Origin of the sequence: Curtobacterium sp. MCLR17_034, from assembly GCF_003234485.1 — a bacterium.
GTDB classification, from domain to species: Bacteria; Actinomycetota; Actinomycetes; order Actinomycetales; family Microbacteriaceae; genus Curtobacterium; species Curtobacterium flaccumfaciens.
The window spans coordinates 183,884-200,438 of record NZ_QKTH01000004.1 but is presented as its reverse complement, the minus strand read 5'-3'; the positions used below and the strand labels follow the sequence as shown (position 1 = coordinate 200,438).

The following is a 16,555-nucleotide window of genomic DNA, read 5'->3' as shown; positions in this document are numbered from 1 at the left end:
GGCGAGCCGCGCCTCCAGGCCCGTCAGACGTGGGACGTCAGATGCGGGGCGTCGTGTCCAGCGGCATCGCCGCCTCGTCGCGTGCGGCGAGCGGCACGGCCCCCACGCCGGGCGGCACCTGCCCCTGCACCCAGCGGTCGAGGACGCCCCCGCGGACCTCTTCCGCCACCAGCGCGAAGCAGAAGTGGTCGCGCCAGTCCCCGTTGATGTGGATGTACCGGCGACGGAGTCCCTCGTACCGGAAGCCGAGCTTCTCGACGACGCGCAGGCTCGGGGCGTTCTCCGGCCGGATGCAGATCTCGATCCGGTGCACGCCGAGCGAGCGGAAGCAGTGGTCGACGGCGAGGGCGACGGAGATCGGCGTCACGTTGTGGCCGGCGGCGTCCTCGACGACCCAGTAGCCGATGGAGGCGCTCGCGAGCGAGCCGTAGGAGATGCCGGAGACGTTGAGCTGCCCGACGAAACGGCCGTCGAGTTCCATCGCGAACGGGAGTCCCAGTCCCGCGCGGGCGTTGGCCTGGAGCGCGCGGATGCTGCCCCGGACGTCGGTGGAGACGTGTCCGGAGGGGTTCGTGGCCTCCCAGGTGCGGAGCCACGAACGGTTCGTCGCGAGTGCCGCGTCGAGGTCGCGGGTGTCGCGGAGCCGGAGGGGCCGGATGGTGACCCGCCCGTGGGACAGGGTCGGGATCGTCGTCATCGCTGGGTTCCTCCGGGGTCCCGCCCCGGTGCGGGACGGGGTGTCCCGCCCGGGTCCGTGATCACCGGACCCGAGCGGGATGGCCGACTATTCGCCCGCGTTGAACTCCTTCAGCCACGACTTGAGGTCGGGGCCGAGGTCATCGCGGTCCGAGGCGAGCTGCACGATCGCCTTGATGTAGTCGAGTTTGTCACCCGTGTCGTACCGGCGTCCACGGAACACGACGCCGTACACGCCGCCGGTCCACTCTTCGGCGCTCGCCATCTTCATGAGCGCGTCGGTCAGCTGGATCTCGCCGCCCTTGCCCGGCTCCTGCTTCTCGAGGACGTCGAAGACCTCGGGACGGATGACGTAGCGGCCGATGATGGCCAGGTTCGAGGGCGCTTCGCCCTGCGGGGGCTTCTCGACGAGGCCGGTGATCTTCACCACGTCGTCGGTGTCGGTCGGCTCGACCGTGGCGATGCCGTACAGGTGCGTCTGCGACTCGGGGACCTCGAGCAGGGCCACGATCGTGGCGTTCTTCTCGCCCTGGACCTCGATCATGCGCTGGAGCAGCGGGTCACGAGCGTCGATGATGTCGTCACCGAGGAGCACGGCGAACGGCTCGCGGCCGACGTGCATCTTCGCGCGGAGCACCGCGTGGCCGAGGCCGAGCGGGTCACCCTGTCGCACGTAGTGCATGTCGGCGAGGTCCGTCGACTGGTTCACCTTCTGCAGCTTCTCGTGGTCGCCCTTCTTGCGGAGGGTCTCCTCGAGCTCCGACACGTGGTCGAAGTGGTTCTCGAGCGCGTTCTTGTTGCGCCCGGTGATCATCAGCACGTCGGTCAGCCCGGCACCGACAGCCTCTTCCACCACGTACTGGATGGCCGGCTTGTCGACGACGGGGAGCATCTCCTTCGGCATCGCCTTGGTCGCGGGGAGGAAGCGGGTACCCAGCCCTGCGGCCGGGATCACCGCCTTCGAAATCTGGAAGCCCATGCTCAGACCGTATCCGATCCCCCTTTCGAGGGCATGTCGTCGCTCCGGGGGACACGGGACCCCGCGTGTTCCCGGCGGGAAGCCGCAACCGTGCCCCTCGGTAGACTCCTGCGCATGATCGCCGATCTCGGGAACGAGAAGCGCGCCCTGCGAGCCGAACTCCGGCAGCGGCGGCGCACCCGGACCACGACCGAACGCGACGCGGACACCGAGACCCTGACCGCGACCCTGCAGCGCTTCGTCGAGGAGCGCCAGGTGACGTCCCTCGCCCTGTACCTGTCCGCACCGGACGAGCCGAACGTCCGGCCGTTCCTGAACTGGGCGTTCGGGCAGGGCATCCGCGTGCTGCTGCCGATCACCCGCGAGGACGGCCTGCTCGACTGGGCCGTGGGCGACGGCGAGAGCGAGACCGAGAGCCTGCTCGGCCTGCCCGAGGTCGTCGGCGAGGTCCTGTCCCCGCTCGCGATCAACGACGTCGACGCGATCCTGGCCCCGGCGGCGGCGGTCGGGCACGACGGCGTCCGCATGGGCTGGGGGCGCGGCTACTACGACAAGACCCTCGGGTCCATGGCGAACCGTCCGCCCGTCTATGCTGTGATCTTCGACGCGGAGTACCTCGACGAGGTCCCGCGCGAACCCCACGACGAACCCGTTGACGGCATCATCACGCCGTCGCGCATCATCACGTTCCGGAGCTGACGTGCCCACCTACTCGTACCGTTGCACCGAGTGCGACAACGCGTTCGACATCAAGCAGTCCTTCTCCGACGCCACCCTGACGGAGTGCCCGGTCTGCGGCGGCGTCCTGCGCAAGGTGTTCTCCCCGGTCGGCGTGACCTTCAACGGCGGCGGCTTCTACCGCACCGACTCGCGCCCGGCCCCGAAGTCCGAGGGCTCGTCGAGCGCCCCGGCGAAGTCCGAGCCGAAGAAGTCCGAGCCGGCGAAGAAGGCCGAGTCGAAGCCCAGCGACTCGAAGCCCGCCGCGTCCTGACGGGGTCTGCGCTCTCCGGATAGGTTGGGGCGCGTCGCCACTCGGCGGCCGTCCTCGACCCGGAAGGAGACCCTCGCATGAAGGGCTTCAAGGAGTTCCTGCTCCGCGGCAACGTCATCGACCTGGCCGTCGCAGTCGTCATCGGTGCGGCGTTCACCGCGATCGTCAACAAGATCGTCCAGGCGCTGATCAACCCCCTCATCGGTGCGGTGTTCAACGCCTCGAGCCTCGACGACGCCCTGAAGGTCCGGATCCCCACGGTGTCTGGTGACCACGCCACGCTCTACTTCGGCGCCATCATCGGGGCGGTGCTGAACTTCGTCATCATCGCCGCGGTGGTCTACTTCGTGCTCGTGGTACCGGTCAACCGTCTGAAGAAGGTGGCGTTCGAGCGCGTCAAGAACGACGAGGAGCAGACCCCGCAGGACGTCCCCCCGACCGACGTCGAGGTGCTGCTCGAGATCCGCGACCTGCTCCGCCCGCAGAACGGCGGCGCGACCAGCACGGGCGCGCACATCGCCCCGTCGAACGCTCCCGAGGGGCCCGGCATCGGCGGCTCGACGAAGCTCTAGCCCAGGCGCCTTCGCACGACACCGGTGTTCCCGCTCCGCACACCCGCAAACCGCGGTGCGCAGCGTGAACACCGGTGTTTTGCGCGGGGGCCCGTCAGGCGGCGGGGACCGCGCGGCGCTTCGCGAACATCGCGACGGCGTACTGCGCGCCGGCGAGCACGTGCCCCGCGGTGCCGAGGTACACGAACACCAGGGCCACGACCCGGACCCACGGCGCGTTCTCGTCGACGGTGTGCACCGCGGAGAACAGCAGCACCGGCAGCCCGACGAACAGCAGGGCCGAGCGGATCTTGCCCGTCCACGTGACGTCGAGGTCCGGGTTGCCGTGGAACAGCACGCTCGACAGGACGACGAGCACCAGGTCGACAAGCACGACGACGGCCACCACCCACCAGGGCAGCAGGCCGACGAGCACCAGGGACAGCACGATCGCGATGATGGCCAGGCGGTCGGCGACGGGGTCGATGGCCTTGCCGAGCTTGGAGCCCTGGTCGAACTTGCGCGCGATGAAGCCGTCCGCCCAGTCGCTCACGCCGATCACGACGAGGGCGACGAGCGCCCACCCCGGGTGGCCGGCGACGACGAGGCCGATGAACACCGGGATCAGCACGAGGCGGAACAGCGTGATCAGGTTCGGCCAGGTCTGCCAGTCGGGGCGCTGTCGCGCGGTGTCAGTCATCACGAGCCAGGCTACCGGTTACCAGTGCGGGGGGACGTCGCGCCGGAGCTGGTCGTCGTTCTCACCGTCGCGGTGCCGCGCCGGTTCCGGCGGCGGCGTCGGGTCGTAGCCCGCCACCGGCTGGGTGGTGACGCGTCTGCGGCGCCGCACCGGGCCTCCCGGCTGGTCCGCCGTCTCGCGTCCGTCAGCGGCGGGACGGACGGGAGGCACGGCTGACGACGCGTCGTCGACTCGCGTCCAGGTGCCCACCAGCTGGTCCGTCTCCGGCGTCACCGGACCGGCGGGCCGCGAGGCCCGGCGGCTCATCGGCGGGCGGGGATCGGCGGTATCGAGATCTCCTGCGTGGCACCGCGGTCGACACCGAGCACGGACGCGACGGTGTCGGCGACGCGGTCCGGGTCGGAGAACAGCTGGAACGCGTGCACGCGCACGTAGTGCCAGCCGAGTCGGCGGAGGACCTCGGGGCGCAGGCGCAGGGACTCGCGCAGCGATCCCTTGACCAGCGAAGCGTCGGTCTCGATCGTGACGCAGACCCCGCCGTGCGCGGCGACGAGGCCGAGCTTGCCGCGGTGTCCGAGCGCCACCGGGATGCCACGCATCTCGAGGCGCCGGGCCAGGTCGACGAGCAGCGGGTCGGAGTCGTCCGGCACGTACTCGGCGGTGGTGCGGGCACGCACCTCGGCCAGGATCTCGGCGAGGGCGACGGTGCCGTGGCCCATGCGCTCGGCCTCGATGTCCGAGGGCTGGAAGCAGGTGACGATGACCATCGAGCGACGCGCACGGGTCATCGCGACCGCCAGCAGCCGCTCGCCGCCGGGCTTGCCGAGCGGACCGAAGTCGCGCAGGACGCGGCCGTGCGGGGTGCGGCCGTAGCCGATGGAGAACACGACGCGGTCGCGGCTCTGCGCCACCGACTGCTCGAGCGTCGCCACGATGAACGGCTCGGCACGGTCGCCGATGACGAACTCGGTCAGGTCCTTGTGGCCCTGCGCGGCGGTCAGCACGGCCTGCTCGACGCGCACGGCGTGCTTCGCCGACGCGGTGATGACCATGAGCGACTCGGTCGGACGGGTGCGGGCGTGGTCGATGACGAGCCGGACCACGCGGTCGACCTCGGCATCGACGCTCTCGACGGCACCGGACTCCGGGTCGGGCACGGCCTTGCCGTCGCTGACGTAGTCGAGCGCGATCGAGCCGTGGCCGAGGAACGAGCCGGCCCACGGCAGGGACTCGATCTTGCCGCCGTAGAAGCGACGGTTCACGAGCTCGGCCAGGTCCTCGCCGCCGGCGCGGTACGACCGCGACAGGGACAGGGTCGGCAGCAGAGTGGAGAGCTTCGCCAGGGCGGAGTCGGCGTGGAACGCGTCGAGCGTGCCCTCGTCGACCTGCAGCGCCCGGTGCTCGGGGTCCACGGCGATGCGGAACGGCGACGGCGTCTGGGTGACCGGGTCACCGAACACGACGGTCTGGCGGGCACGTCGGACGGCACCGACGGTCTCGGCGATCGTCACGGCGCCGGCGTCGACCAGGATCACGGTGTCGAAGGGCATCGTGTCGGCGATCTGCGGCACCTCGTACGGGCTGGCGAGCCAGACGGGTGCGATCGACCGGGACAGGTGCGGTGCGGAGTCCTGCAGCAGGCGCGAGGTGATCGCGCCGTCGCGGAGTTGGGTCTTGAGCGCGGTCGCTTCTTCGGGCCAGTCGACGAGACCGACCTTCCAGTTCTCGGCGAGCTGCCACGCCAGGCCCTGGGAGACCCCGGCCGCGTGGGCGTCGTCCACCAGGCGGAAGTCGGCCTCGACCCGGTCGAGCATGTCGGTGTTGGCGCCGAGCAGTGCCCGGTCGGACTCGAGCATGGTCTCGAGGGCGGACTGCCACCAGGCGAGCTCGAGCTCGGCCGGCACCTGCACGTCCGGCACGTGCCGGTTCGCCAGGTCGGTGATGAGCGGTTCGAGCTGCAGGTCGCGCAGGGTCTGCATGAGCTCGGTGCGCTCCTGCAGGTTGTGCAGGACGTCGGACTCGGCGGCGAGCTCGGCGATGGTCGGGACGAGCTGGTCGACCGGGGTGTTCGCGAGCTGGCGGTCACGCTCGGTGCGACCCAGCGGCTCGTCGAGGCGCGCGAGGTCCTCGGCGACGTTCGAGAACAGCACCTGGACGTCGGCGATGCCGGTGGGCACCTCGGGGTTCACGCCGGCGGCGACGTAGCGCTGCCAGAGCACCCGCTGCTGCTGGACGCGGGTCAGGGCCTCGTGCAGGTCGGACACGTGCACGCCCGGACGGACGTACTCGCGGGCGAGCTTCTTGAGCCGGCGACGGTTCGTCGACGACATCGGGGCACCCTCGCCGCGGGGCGCGGTGGCGGCCACGAGCTCGGACACCGAGCGGTCGAAGACCACCGGCAGGAAGCGGTCGAGCGTGTCACGGATCTCGGTGAGCAGGCGCAGGTAGATGCCGAGCTCGTTGATGGTCGTGAACTGGCGCATGTGCGTCGAGCTCACCAGGTCGTGGGCGCGGCGGAGCAGGGTCGGCAGGCCGTCGGCGTCGAGGTCCTTCGCGATGCGGTGCGCACGCTGGGCGCCGTCGCTCGAACCGAACTTCGCGCCGTACCAGGGCGAGTCGTCGGGGCCGTAGCGGAACTCACCGAGGTTCGCGGCGCTGACCATCGTCTCGGCGACGCGCGAGCGGCCCTCGACCATGCTCGCGACGGAGGACTTCGACAGGCGCGCGGTGGTCGACGGGGCGACGGGCAGCAGCGACAGGCGCGACAGCTCCACCAGGCAGTCGAGCACCGAGACGCCGAAGTCGGGGTCCTTGCGGGTGAGCGAGCCCCGGTAGTCCTTGAGCACCTTGCGCAGGCGGACCAGGGCGTCGTCGACCTCGCGGAGGTTCGGACGCGCGGCCTTCTCGTTCCGGGCGATGGCACGGACGACGTCACGGCGCAGGGTCGACGGCGTGACCGCGACCCCGGGCAGCTGGACCTCGCCGAAGCGGGCGGCGATGCCCCGCAGGGTGGCGCGGCGCGGGCTCACGACGAGCACGCGCTTGTTCGCGGCGACCAGGCCGCCCAGGGCGTTCACGATGGTCTGCGTGCCACCGGTGCCGGGCAGGGTCTTCACGACGATGGAGTTGCCGGCCGTGATCTGCGCGATCACGTTCTCCTGCTCGTCGTCGGCGTCGAGCAGGAGCGTGTCGGTCTCCGGGCTGCGCTCGTCCGACGGGGTCTGCTCGACCGGGTGGTAGGACTGCTCGACCTGCCACTTCGCGCTCGGGTTGCCGGCGAGGGCGTCGAGCACGGGGTGCGACAGGTCACCGGTGTCCTCGACCATGCCGGTGGCGACCTCGGCGAAGGTGGACACCACGAGGCGTGCGTGCACCGAGAAGCCGGGGATGTGCGCGGTCAGGCCACGCAGGCGGTCGATGACGGGGTTCGGCGTGAACGAGCCGTCCTGCTGCGCGAGGGCCACGAAGGACTGTGCGTCGAGGATGACCCCGAACTGCTCGTGCAGCGCGTCGGCGAGGCCCGGGTTGAGCACCGGTTCGCCGAGCAGGCGCACCTCGAAGTCGCGTCCGTGTCGGCGGATCGCCAGGGGGCGCAGGAGCACCGGGCCGCGGAACTGCTCGTCGCCGTGCTTCCAGTCGGCCATGCCGATGCCGAGCTTCACGGCGTCGATGCCGCGCACGGTGGCCAGCTCGGTGCCCTTCGCCTCGACGTGTCCGGCGGCCACGCGGGCGGCACGGAGCGCCACCTCGTCGCGGATCAGGCTGGACAGCAGGGTCGTCTTGCCGGTGATGAACTGCGCGAGACCGCCCGGGTGGGTGGTCGAGAGCTCGATGCGGGCGCGCGGGTGGTCGCTGAAGTGCGTGAGCGGGCTCGTGCCGCCGACGCCGGTCAGCTGGGTGCGCCAGCCGTCCCACGTCGGTTCGGCCGCGTTGCCGGCCTGCAGCCGCGGGTCGCCGAGGCTGATCGCCTGCGGGCTCGTCATCTGCAACTCCGGGCGGAGCGTGCGGTCCGGCTCGTCGTCGGTCCGTTCCTGGTCCACGTCCTGCTGCTCGTCTCGATCGTCGTCGGGGCGCGCGCGGGCACCCTCGACGGGGACGTCGTCGTTCACGTCGTCCTCACCGTCGGTCACCCTGTCCGCTCGCCACACATCCGACACTGTAGGCGGAACCGGACGGCCTCTCTGGCAATGAACCGAGGTTTCGGGGTTTCCGCACGGACGTGACCGCCGTCCGGCCCGACGTGCGCCACCGTCCGACCCGACGTGCGGCGCGCCCGATCCGACGGCGGCCCCGTCCGGTGTGGTACCAACGGGGCATGGCCATCGACGACCGCACCGCTCCGTCCGCCCCCACGCCGAACCGGCGTCGATCGGTCCCCGCCGAGATCTCACGGTCGTGGCTGCTGGTGTCCGGCACCGCCACCGACCGGTTCGACAAGTCCCAGCGCTCCCGCGCCGACCAGATCATCCTGGACATCGAGGACGCCGTCGACCCCGCCGCGAAGCCCTCGGCCCGGCAGGGCGTCGCCGCCTGGCTGGCCGGCGGTGGCGAGGCCTGGGTGCGCATCAACGACGTCACGACGGACTTCTGGGCGGACGACGTCGAGGAGCTCCGCGGCCTGCCCGGGCTGCAGGGCGTCATGCTCGCCAAGACCGAGTCCCCCGCCCAGGTCACCGACACCTGGCACCGGCTCGGCGGCCAGACGCCGGTGATCGCCCTCGTCGAGTCGGCCCTGGGCATCGAGGAGTCCGTGTCGATCGCCAAGGCGCAGGGCGCGTTCCGCCTGGCCTTCGGTTCCGGCGACTACCGCCGCGACACCGGGACCAGCGCCGACACGCTCGCGATGGCGTACCCGCGGTCGAAGCTGGTCGTCGCCTCGCGCGTCGGCGACCTGCCGGGCCCGATCGACGGCCCCACGGTCGGGTCGTCGCACCCGATCCTCCGCGAGCAGTCGCAGGTGGCCGTGTCGCTCGGCCTCACCGGCAAGCTCTGCCTGGACACCGAGCAGCTCCCCGTCATCAACGAGGTCATCTCCCCCACGCCGACCGACGTCGCCTGGGCGCAGGACTTCCTCGACGACTTCGAGGCCCGCGGCCGGGTCATCCGCGACGGTTCCGACCTGCCGCGGCTCGGTCGGGCGCAGAAGATCCAGCGGCTCGCACAGGCGTTCGGGGTCGAGGCGCGGTAGGACTGCACGCATGACCTGGTCCAACGTCCCCGGCCCTCCGCCGCAGTCCTCCTCCGGCCCCACGGACGCGCAGCGCGCGGCGTGGGAGCGCGGCGGCACCACGCTGTTCCCGCCGGCGAAGCTCGCCGACCGGATCTCGACGGTGCTGCTCCTGGTGTTCGGTGCCGTCATGACCGCGATCACGGCGGTCGTCGGCATCGTCGCGATCGCCTCGGCCACGGCGGAGTGCGACGCCTCGTCGGGCTGCACGCCCGGCGGGTACTTCGGTGGCGCGGCCATCGCGGTCGGTGGCGCCTTCGTCATCGGGGTCGCCACGATCGTGCTGTCGATCGGCGCGTGGATCCGGCGGAAGCCCTCGTGGTGGATCGCCGCGATCGGCTTCGTGCTCGCGATCGTCGTCATCGTGTGGGGCGGGGTCGTCTTCGCGAACGCCGTCGACAGCGGTTCTGCCTCGTCGTCGGTGTCCGCCAGCGCCTGACCGGCGCACCGACACCACCCTTCCGACCGGACGCCGTCGTCCGACGCGTGCCGGGTCCGAGAACGCGTGTGCGTTCCGGCCTGGAGGCGCGGGGCGGGGCCGCCACGCGCCTCCAGTCCGGAGCGGGGTAGCGTCCGGAGCATGGTGACGGTGTCGCGGACGACGGTCGCGGTGGTCGGTGGCGGCCCCGCAGGGGTCGTGCTCGGGCTGCTGCTCGCCCGCGCCGGCGTCGACGTGCGTGTGCTCGAGCGGCACGACGACTTCAACCGGGACTTCCGGGGCGACACGGTGCACGCCTCGACCATCCGGCTGCTCGACGAACTCGGCCTCGGAGCACCGTTCCGGGCGCTGCCGCAGTCACGCCTCGACGACTTCTCGCTGCCGATGCCGGACGGCTCACGGCTGCTGCTCGGTGACTTCTCGCGTCTCGCACCGCCGTACGACCACGTGGCGATGGTGCCGCAGTGGGACCTGCTCGACCTGCTCGTGACCGCCGCCCGTCGGGAACCGTCGTTCGGCATCTCGATGGGCCTCGCCGCGACCGGGCTCATCGAGGAGAACGGTGTCGTGACCGGGGTCCACCTGCGGTCGAGGGACGGGACCGGCGAACCCGAGGAACTCCGCGCGGACGTCGTGATCGCCTGCGACGGGCGGAACTCGGTGCTGCGTCGCGCCGCCGGCCTCGTGCCACGAGCGTTCCGGGTGCCGTTCGACACCTGGTGGTTCCGGTTGCCCCGGCACCCCGGGGACGCGGCGAGCGCCCTCACCCCCACGTTCTCGGACCGGGACGTGCTGCTGAGCTTCCCGCGGCCGGACTCCCACCAGGTCGCGTACTTCGCGCCGAAGGGCTCTGACGCGGCCCTGCGCGCAGCGGGGGTGACGGCCTTCCGGTCCCGTGTGGCGCGGCTCCGACCGGACTTCGCGGACCGGGTCGACGCGATCGCCTCGATGGACGACGTGCACGTGCTCGACGTCCGGATGGACCGCCTGCGCCGGTGGTGGCGCCCGGGGCTGCTCTGCATCGGGGACGCCGCGCACGCGATGTCGCCCGCTGGTGGGGTCGGCATCAACCTCGCGGTGCAGGACGCGGTGGCGACCGCGACGATCCTGGTGCCGGCGCTCCGACGGGGGCTCCGCGGTGACGGCCTCGACCGGGCGCTCGCAGCCGTCCAGCGTCGCCGGACCCCGCCCGCAGCCCTGGTGCAGGCCGCGCAGGCGGTGCTGCACCGGGTCGTGTTCGAGCGGGCCTTCGCCGGGCACCTGCAGGACGGTCCGCCGCTGCTCCCCGTGTTGCTCGCGCGCTGGGTCCCGCCGGTCCGGGGCCTCTACGCCCGCGGCATCGCGTTCGGCCCGCTGCCGGAACACGCGCCGTCGTGGGCTCGTCGGTGACGGGGGCTCGTGGCGCGTCGGTGCGGGAACTGGGCGTCGGCGTCGGGGGCGGGCGCATGCTGGGCCGATGAAGCAACGAGTCATCGGAGACGTGTCCGTCAGTGCCATCGGTCTGGGCGGGATGCCCATGTCGATCGAGGGCCGACCGGACGAGCGTCAGTCCATCGCCACGATCCACGCAGCGCTCGAGAACGGTGTCACGCTCATCGACACCGCCGACGCCTACCACCTGGGCGGCCACGACGAGGTGGGGCACAACGAGGAGCTCATCGCGCGGGCCGTCCGGGAGTTCCACGACGACACCTCGGACGTCCTCATCGCGACGAAGGGCGGACACCTGCGCCCCGAAGCCGGCAACTGGGCACAGAACGGGCACCCGGAGTACCTGAAGGAGGCGGCGAAGGCCTCGGCGAAGCGGCTCGGCGTCGAGCAGATCGGCCTGTACCAGTTCCACCGCCCCGACCCGGCAGTGCCGTACGCTGACTCGATCGGGGCGCTCGCCGAGCTGCTCGACGAGGGCGTCATCCGGATGGCGGGCATCTCGAACGCCGACCCGGACCAGATCCGCACCGCGAACGAGGTGCTCGGCGGACGCCTGGCGTCGGTGCAGAACCAGTACTCGCCGAAGTTCCGGTCGAGCGAGCCGGAACTCGAGCTGTGCGACGAGCTCGGCATCGCGTTCCTGCCGTGGAGCCCCCTCGGTGGCATCGGGAGCGCGGCGGACCTCGGCACGGCGTTCGAGGACTTCGCGTACATCGCCCGCGACCGTGGGGTCACCCCGCAGGTCATCGCCCTGGCGTGGGAGCTGCAGAAGAGCGACGTCGTCGTGCCGATCCCCGGTGCGTCGCGGCCGCAGTCCATCCTGAACTCGATCACGGCGCCGACCGTGCGGCTGCGGCCGGAGGACGTCGCACGCCTCGACGCCTCGCAGCCCGCGGCCGTCTGACGCCCGTTCCCCCGACGGGGGAAGCACGACGCCCCGCCGCTCCTGGTCCAGGAGCGGCGGGGCGTCGTCGTGCGTGGCCGGGCGTGCGCCCGCTCAGCTCTTGGCGGGGCAGACCGCCGAGACCTGGTCGAGCGTGGTCTGCACCTCGGACTGGGCCTTCGTGACCTCGGTGGAGTCCTCGGCCGCGCCGGAGCGGATGGCCGAGCTGTAGCCCTTGGCCGCGCCGGAGAAGTCCTCGAACGTGTCGTGCACCTGGTCGTTCGAGACCTTCGTCAGCGCCGAGTCGATGCGCTGGACGAACTCGTCGATGAGCGCCGCACGAGCCTTCGGCTCGGCCGGGGCAGAGCTGGAACCCTGCTCCTTGAGGAACGACGCGAGTTCGTTCTCGAGCAGCGAGCAGGCTTCCTGCTTGGTCTGGGCGGGTGCCGCGGCGGCGGTCTTCGAGGCCGACGGGGCGCTGGACGAGCCCGAGTCACCGCCGGAGGAGCCGCCGTCGGACGAACCGCCGTCGCCGCCCGAGCAGCCGGCGAGCAGCGTGAGCGCGAGGCCGGCGGTGGCGAGCGCGGTGAGGGTGCGGCGCATCAGGAGTTGCACTCCTTCTGGAACGCGTTGCCGGCGTCCTGCACCTTGGTGCTGGACTTCGTCAGGGCCGAGACGTCGGCCGACTGCGGGTCGTCGGCGATGTCCTCGATGTCGTCGACCAGGTCGCCGTACGCCTCTTCGAAGGCGTCGCCCTTGGCCTTCAGGTCGTCGTCCGACAGGTCGTCGACGCCGTCGGAGATCTTCTCGTCGAGCTCCTTGAGCTTCGTGACGGCGGCGTCCGGGTCAGACTGCAGGTTCGCGGCCTCGGACTGGACGCCCTGGGCGGCGGACTTGACCGTCTTCTCGAACTGCGTGCACTGCTCGGCCTTGGACGGCCCGGTCGAGCAACCGGCGAGCAGCGTGAGTGCGAGGCCGGCGGTGGCCAGCGCGATGAGCTTCTTGGGCATGGTGGAGAGTCCCCCTCGATCTGTCCGCACTCCCCCGGATGAGGTGCAGATCCGTCATCGAGCGTACAGGGAACATCCACAGGGAGACCGGCCGGGTTGTGGGCGACCGGCACCCGGCCGGAGGCACGTGGCGCGTACCGTCGAGGGCATGCGAGCCATCACGTTCGACGACGCTTCCATGTCCGTCACCGACCTGCCCGACCCGGAACCCGGCACGGACGAGGTCCTGATCGAGGTCGCCGCGGCCGGCGTCAACAACGCCGACCTGCAGCAGCGCGCGGGGAACTACCCGCCGCCGCCCGGGGCCTCGGAGATCCTCGGGCTCGAGGTCTCCGGCACGGTGCGGGCCGTCGGTGCGGGCGTCACGACCGTGGCGGTGGGCGACCGGGTGTGCGCGCTGCTCTCCGGCGGCGGGTACGCGTCGCTCGTCGTCGCGCCGGTCACCCAGGTGCTGCCGGTCCCCGAGGGCGTCGACCTGGTCGAGGCGGCCGGGCTGCCCGAGGCCGCCTGCACCGTCTATTCCAACATCGGCATGCTCGCTGGGCTCCGGCCGGGGCAGACGCTCCTGGTGCACGGCGGTACCGGCGGTATGGGGTCACACGCGGTGCTGTGGGCGAAGGCCCTCGGTGCGACGGTGATCGCGACGAGCGGCGGCGACCGCAAGGTCGCCGCGTCCCGTGACCTCGGCGCCGACCTGGTGGTCGACCACCGCACCGAGGACTTCGTGGAGCGCGTCATGGCGTTCACCGACGGTGTCGGCGTCGACGTCGTGCTCGACGTCGTCGGACCGTCCTACCTGGAGCGGAACCTGCAGGCCCTCGCCCCGAACGGGCACATCGCGGTCATCGCCTCGGGCAGCGGCCGCACCGCCGAGCTCGACTTCGGGGTGCTGATGCGGAAGCGCGCGACGATCAGCGGCACGACCCTGCGCGCACGGCCGCTCGCCGAGAAGGCCGCCATCGTCGAGGCGGTCCGCTACAACGTCTGGCCGCTGGTCGCCGACGGCCGGGTGCGCCCGGTCATCGACTCGGTGCTGCCCCTTGCCGAGGTCGAGGAAGCCCACCGCCGCGTGCGCGACGGCGAGGTGATCGGCAAGGTGCTGCTGACGCCCTAGGCGTGCACGCGGGCGAGGAACTCGACGAGCGCCGGGTGCTGCGGGTGGTCGAGGACGTCGGCGGGGGATCCCTGCTCGACGACCTCGCCGCGGTGCAGGAACACGATCCGGTCGGCGACGTTCCGCGCGAAGTGCATCTCGTGCGTCGTCATCAGGATCGTCGAACCCTGCCGCTTCAGCTCGGTGACCAGGTCGAGCACCTCGCCCACGAGCTGCGGGTCGAGGGCGCTCGTGACCTCGTCGAGCAGCAGGAGTTCCGGGTCCGACGCGATCGCCCGGACGATCGCGACGCGCTGCTGCTGCCCACCGGACAGGCGGTCGGGGTACGCATCGGCGAACGAGCCGAGACCGATCCGGTCGAGCAGGCGGCGCGCGGTCTCCTCGGCCTGGGCCCGTCCGATGCCGTGCACCTGGCGGGAGGCGAGCGTGACGTTGTCGAGCACGCTCATGTGCGGGAACAGGTTGAACTGCTGGAACACCACGCCGATGCGCGCCCGAACGGCGTCGACGGCGACGCGCGGGTCGGCGATGTCCGTGCCCTGCAGCAGGATCTCGCCGTCGTCGATGCCCTCGAGCAGGTTGACCGTCTTGAGCAGCGTCGACTTGCCGGAGCCCGAGGCCCCGATGACGCAGATGACCTGGCGGCGGTGGACCGTCAGGTCGATCCCGCGCAGGACCTCGTGCTCGCCGAAGGCCTTGCGCAACCCGCGCAGTTCGAGGACCGCGGCGTCCGTACCGGACGCACCACGGGCCTCCAGGTCGGCCTCGCTCATACGGTCCCTCCGATCTGTTCGCGCCGCTGCTGGCGACGCGCGATCGCGTCCGTGACGCGGATCAGCGGCAGGCTGATCACCACGAACAGCAGCCCGGCGACGAAGTACGGCGTGAAGTTGTAGGTCTCGGCCTGCGCGATCTGGGCGGAGCGGACCGCGTCGACGGCCCCGAGGATCGACACCAGACCGACGTCCTTCTGCATCGACACGAAGTCGTTCATCAGCGCCGGAGTGACCTTGCGGATCGCCTGCGGCAGCACCACGAGCCGCAGTGTCTTGGCGTGCGAGAGTCCGAGCGACCGGGCGGCCAGGCGCTGCGAGGGGTGCACGGCCTCCATGCCGGCGCGGAGCACCTCGGCGATGTACGACGAGTAGGTCAGGGTGATCGCGATCGTGCCCCAGACCTCGGCGGGGAGCCGCGGGAACACCCCGAGCCCGGGGATGCCGTAGCCGACCAGGTAGAGCACGATGATGAGCGGCAGGCCGCGGAACAGGTCCGTGTAGCCGGTCGCGAGCATCCGCAGCGGGAAGAACACCGGGTTGCGCAGGCCGCGGACGACCGCGAGCAGCGTGCCGAACACGGCGACGCCGATGGCGCTGAAGAACAGGATCCGGACGTTCAGCCAGAGGCCCAGCAGGATGTCCGGGAACGTGTCGACCGCGGTCTGCGGGTCGAAGAACGACTGCTGCACCGCCGCCCAGCCGGGGGTGTTCACGACGCCGAAGTACACGACGGCGAGCACGACCAGGGTGGAGACGACCGACACCACGACCGAGCGACGGCCACGCTGGCGGCGGTAGAGCCGACGCTCGAGCTCGACCTGGCTCGGCGCGGGTGCGGCGACCGGGGTGCCGGCCCCTGCTGGCAGGGTCATGCGGTTACTTCAGGACCGGCGTGCCGGTCTCCGACGACAGCCACTTGGTCTGCAGGTCCTGCAGGGTGCCGTCGTCGTCGAGGGTCTTCAGGGCCTTGTCGACCTTGCTCGTCAGCTCCGAGTCCTTCGGCAGGACGAAGCCGAACTGGTCGCCCTTGCCGTCGTCGGGGAACTGCGCGGACACGGTGCCGTCGTCGACCTGGGCCGAGGCCATGTAGAACGCCGTCGGCAGGTCGGTGACGATCGCGTCGATCTGCCCGGACTTGAGCGCGAGCACGGCGTCGTCGTTGGAGTTGAACACCTGCGGCGTGACACCGAGGACGTCCTTGACGCTCGCGATGCTCGTCGAACCGGTCGCGACGCCGATCGCGTCCTGCTTGAGGGCAGCGATCGTGGTGTCGCCGGCGGCCTTCGACCCGGAGGTCGTCACGACCGCCTGGGTCGTCGTGTAGTAGGCGCTCGACATGTCGACGGCCTTCTTGCGCTTCGCGTCGATCGAGAACTGCTGGACGTTGAGGTCCCAGTCCTTCGGGCCCGGCGCGATGGCACTGTCGAAGGTGCTGCGCTTCCACACGACGTCGGACTTGCTGTAGCCCATTTCCTTCGCGACCGCGTAGGCCACGGCGGACTCGAAGCCCTTGCCGGACTGCGGCTTGTTGTCCTCCACCCAGGGCGAGTACGCGGGGTCACCGGTGGCGATCGTGAGCTTGCCGTCGGTCACGGTGCCGTCGGCGTTGCTGCTGCCCCCGGCGGAGCAGGCCGACAGGGCGAGGGCGGCGACCGCGGCGGTGGCGACGGCGAGGGTGAAGCGGAGGTGACGGGTCACGGTCGGGCCTTCGTGCGAGGGGGGTGGGGGCAGGTCGAAGTGTACTTCGCAGTGGGATAC

The 16,555-nt window shown here is 71.3% G+C and carries 17 protein-coding genes; 8 read left to right on the top strand and 9 right to left on the bottom strand.

Translation table 11 applies throughout. From position 1 onward, the window contains the following. Positions 1 to 37: 37 nt before the first annotated feature. A complete protein-coding gene (locus DEI98_RS07025; protein WP_111100323.1) occupies positions 38 to 697 on the bottom strand; it encodes a GNAT family N-acetyltransferase in 660 nt (219 codons plus the stop codon). Positions 698 to 784: 87 nt separating this feature from the next. Continuing rightward, positions 785 to 1,675 carry a UTP--glucose-1-phosphate uridylyltransferase GalU gene (gene galU / locus DEI98_RS07020; protein WP_027466560.1) on the bottom strand — a complete coding sequence of 297 codons (891 nt, stop codon included), beginning with the start codon at positions 1,673 to 1,675 and terminating at the stop codon, positions 785 to 787. A gap of 114 nt (positions 1,676 to 1,789) precedes the next feature. On the opposite strand from galU, the gene DEI98_RS07015 reads away from it, so the two are divergent. The 3 genes from DEI98_RS07015 to mscL all read left to right on the top strand — a co-directional run bounded on the left by DEI98_RS07015 (position 1,790) and on the right by mscL (position 3,238). After that, positions 1,790 to 2,374 carry a 5-formyltetrahydrofolate cyclo-ligase gene (locus tag DEI98_RS07015; protein WP_111024332.1) on the top strand — a complete coding sequence of 195 codons (585 nt, stop codon included), beginning with the start codon at positions 1,790 to 1,792 and terminating at the stop codon, positions 2,372 to 2,374. A 1-nt stretch (position 2,375) separates the two neighbouring features. Beyond that, a complete protein-coding gene (locus tag DEI98_RS07010; RefSeq protein ID WP_111100322.1) occupies positions 2,376 to 2,666 on the top strand; it encodes an FmdB family zinc ribbon protein in 291 nt (96 codons plus the stop codon). 77 nt (positions 2,667 to 2,743) lie between these two features. Next, positions 2,744 to 3,238: a large conductance mechanosensitive channel protein MscL gene (gene mscL, locus DEI98_RS07005; protein ID WP_111092766.1), complete on the top strand. Its 495-nt coding sequence runs from the start codon at positions 2,744 to 2,746 to the stop codon at positions 3,236 to 3,238. Positions 3,239 to 3,332: 94 nt separating this feature from the next. Here mscL and DEI98_RS07000 read toward each other — a convergent pair whose 3' ends face one another. Together DEI98_RS07000 and DEI98_RS06990 are read right to left on the bottom strand one after the other, a co-directional pair. Next, positions 3,333 to 3,917 carry a CDP-alcohol phosphatidyltransferase family protein gene (locus tag DEI98_RS07000; protein ID WP_051596961.1) on the bottom strand — a complete coding sequence of 195 codons (585 nt, stop codon included), beginning with the start codon at positions 3,915 to 3,917 and terminating at the stop codon, positions 3,333 to 3,335. Between the two features lie 302 nt (positions 3,918 to 4,219). Beyond that, a complete protein-coding gene (locus DEI98_RS06990) occupies positions 4,220 to 8,047 on the bottom strand; it encodes an ATP-binding protein (RefSeq protein WP_111100320.1) in 3,828 nt (1,275 codons plus the stop codon). Between the two features lie 185 nt (positions 8,048 to 8,232). Here DEI98_RS06990 and DEI98_RS06985 point away from each other — a divergent pair, with 185 nt between their 5' ends. The 4 genes from DEI98_RS06985 (at position 8,233) to DEI98_RS06970 (ending at position 11,918) form a co-directional block, all read left to right on the top strand. Then, positions 8,233 to 9,105 carry a CoA ester lyase gene (locus tag DEI98_RS06985; RefSeq protein WP_017887994.1) on the top strand — a complete coding sequence of 291 codons (873 nt, stop codon included), beginning with the start codon at positions 8,233 to 8,235 and terminating at the stop codon, positions 9,103 to 9,105. Positions 9,106 to 9,115: 10 nt separating this feature from the next. Beyond that, positions 9,116 to 9,583, top strand: a complete 468-nt coding sequence (locus DEI98_RS06980) for a DUF6264 family protein (protein WP_111030703.1) — start codon at positions 9,116 to 9,118, stop codon at positions 9,581 to 9,583. 141 nt (positions 9,584 to 9,724) lie between these two features. Further along, complete coding sequence (locus DEI98_RS06975) at positions 9,725 to 10,972, top strand: FAD-dependent oxidoreductase (RefSeq protein WP_111100319.1); 1,248 nt, start codon at positions 9,725 to 9,727, stop codon at positions 10,970 to 10,972. 67 nt (positions 10,973 to 11,039) lie between these two features. Further along, entirely contained in the window at positions 11,040 to 11,918 is an 879-nt protein-coding gene (locus tag DEI98_RS06970; RefSeq protein WP_071244093.1) for an aldo/keto reductase, read from the top strand. Between the two features lie 93 nt (positions 11,919 to 12,011). On the opposite strand, the gene DEI98_RS06965 is transcribed toward DEI98_RS06970, so the two are convergent. Both DEI98_RS06965 and DEI98_RS06960 read right to left on the bottom strand, forming a co-directional pair. Beyond that, on the bottom strand, positions 12,012 to 12,500 hold the full coding sequence (locus DEI98_RS06965; RefSeq protein WP_111100318.1) for a hypothetical protein: 489 nt from the start codon (positions 12,498 to 12,500) through the stop codon (positions 12,012 to 12,014). Further along, positions 12,500 to 12,907 carry a hypothetical protein gene (locus tag DEI98_RS06960; RefSeq protein ID WP_071404030.1) on the bottom strand — a complete coding sequence of 136 codons (408 nt, stop codon included), beginning with the start codon at positions 12,905 to 12,907 and terminating at the stop codon, positions 12,500 to 12,502. Before DEI98_RS06960 ends, DEI98_RS06965 begins: the two co-directional genes overlap by 1 nt. Before the next feature lie 148 nt (positions 12,908 to 13,055). Here DEI98_RS06960 and DEI98_RS06955 point away from each other — a divergent pair, with 148 nt between their 5' ends. After that, positions 13,056 to 14,021, top strand: a complete 966-nt coding sequence (locus DEI98_RS06955; protein ID WP_111100317.1) for an NAD(P)H-quinone oxidoreductase — start codon at positions 13,056 to 13,058, stop codon at positions 14,019 to 14,021. Here the strand turns inward: DEI98_RS06955 and DEI98_RS06950 are convergent. The 3 genes from DEI98_RS06950 to DEI98_RS06940 are packed head-to-tail and all read right to left on the bottom strand — an operon-like array spanning position 14,018 to position 16,495. Next, the gene (locus DEI98_RS06950) at positions 14,018 to 14,794 is read right to left on the bottom strand and encodes an amino acid ABC transporter ATP-binding protein (protein WP_111100316.1); all 777 of its coding nucleotides are present in this window, start codon (positions 14,792 to 14,794) and stop codon (positions 14,018 to 14,020) included. The two genes, DEI98_RS06955 and DEI98_RS06950, sit on opposite strands and share 4 nt — an antisense overlap. Next, positions 14,791 to 15,669, bottom strand: a complete 879-nt coding sequence (locus tag DEI98_RS06945; RefSeq protein WP_071404033.1) for an amino acid ABC transporter permease — start codon at positions 15,667 to 15,669, stop codon at positions 14,791 to 14,793. The genes DEI98_RS06950 and DEI98_RS06945 overlap by 4 nt, the downstream gene beginning before the upstream one ends. 4 nt (positions 15,670 to 15,673) lie before the next feature. Continuing rightward, positions 15,674 to 16,495: an ABC transporter substrate-binding protein gene (locus DEI98_RS06940; protein ID WP_111095325.1), complete on the bottom strand. Its 822-nt coding sequence runs from the start codon at positions 16,493 to 16,495 to the stop codon at positions 15,674 to 15,676. Between the last annotated feature and the right edge of the window lie 60 nt (positions 16,496 to 16,555).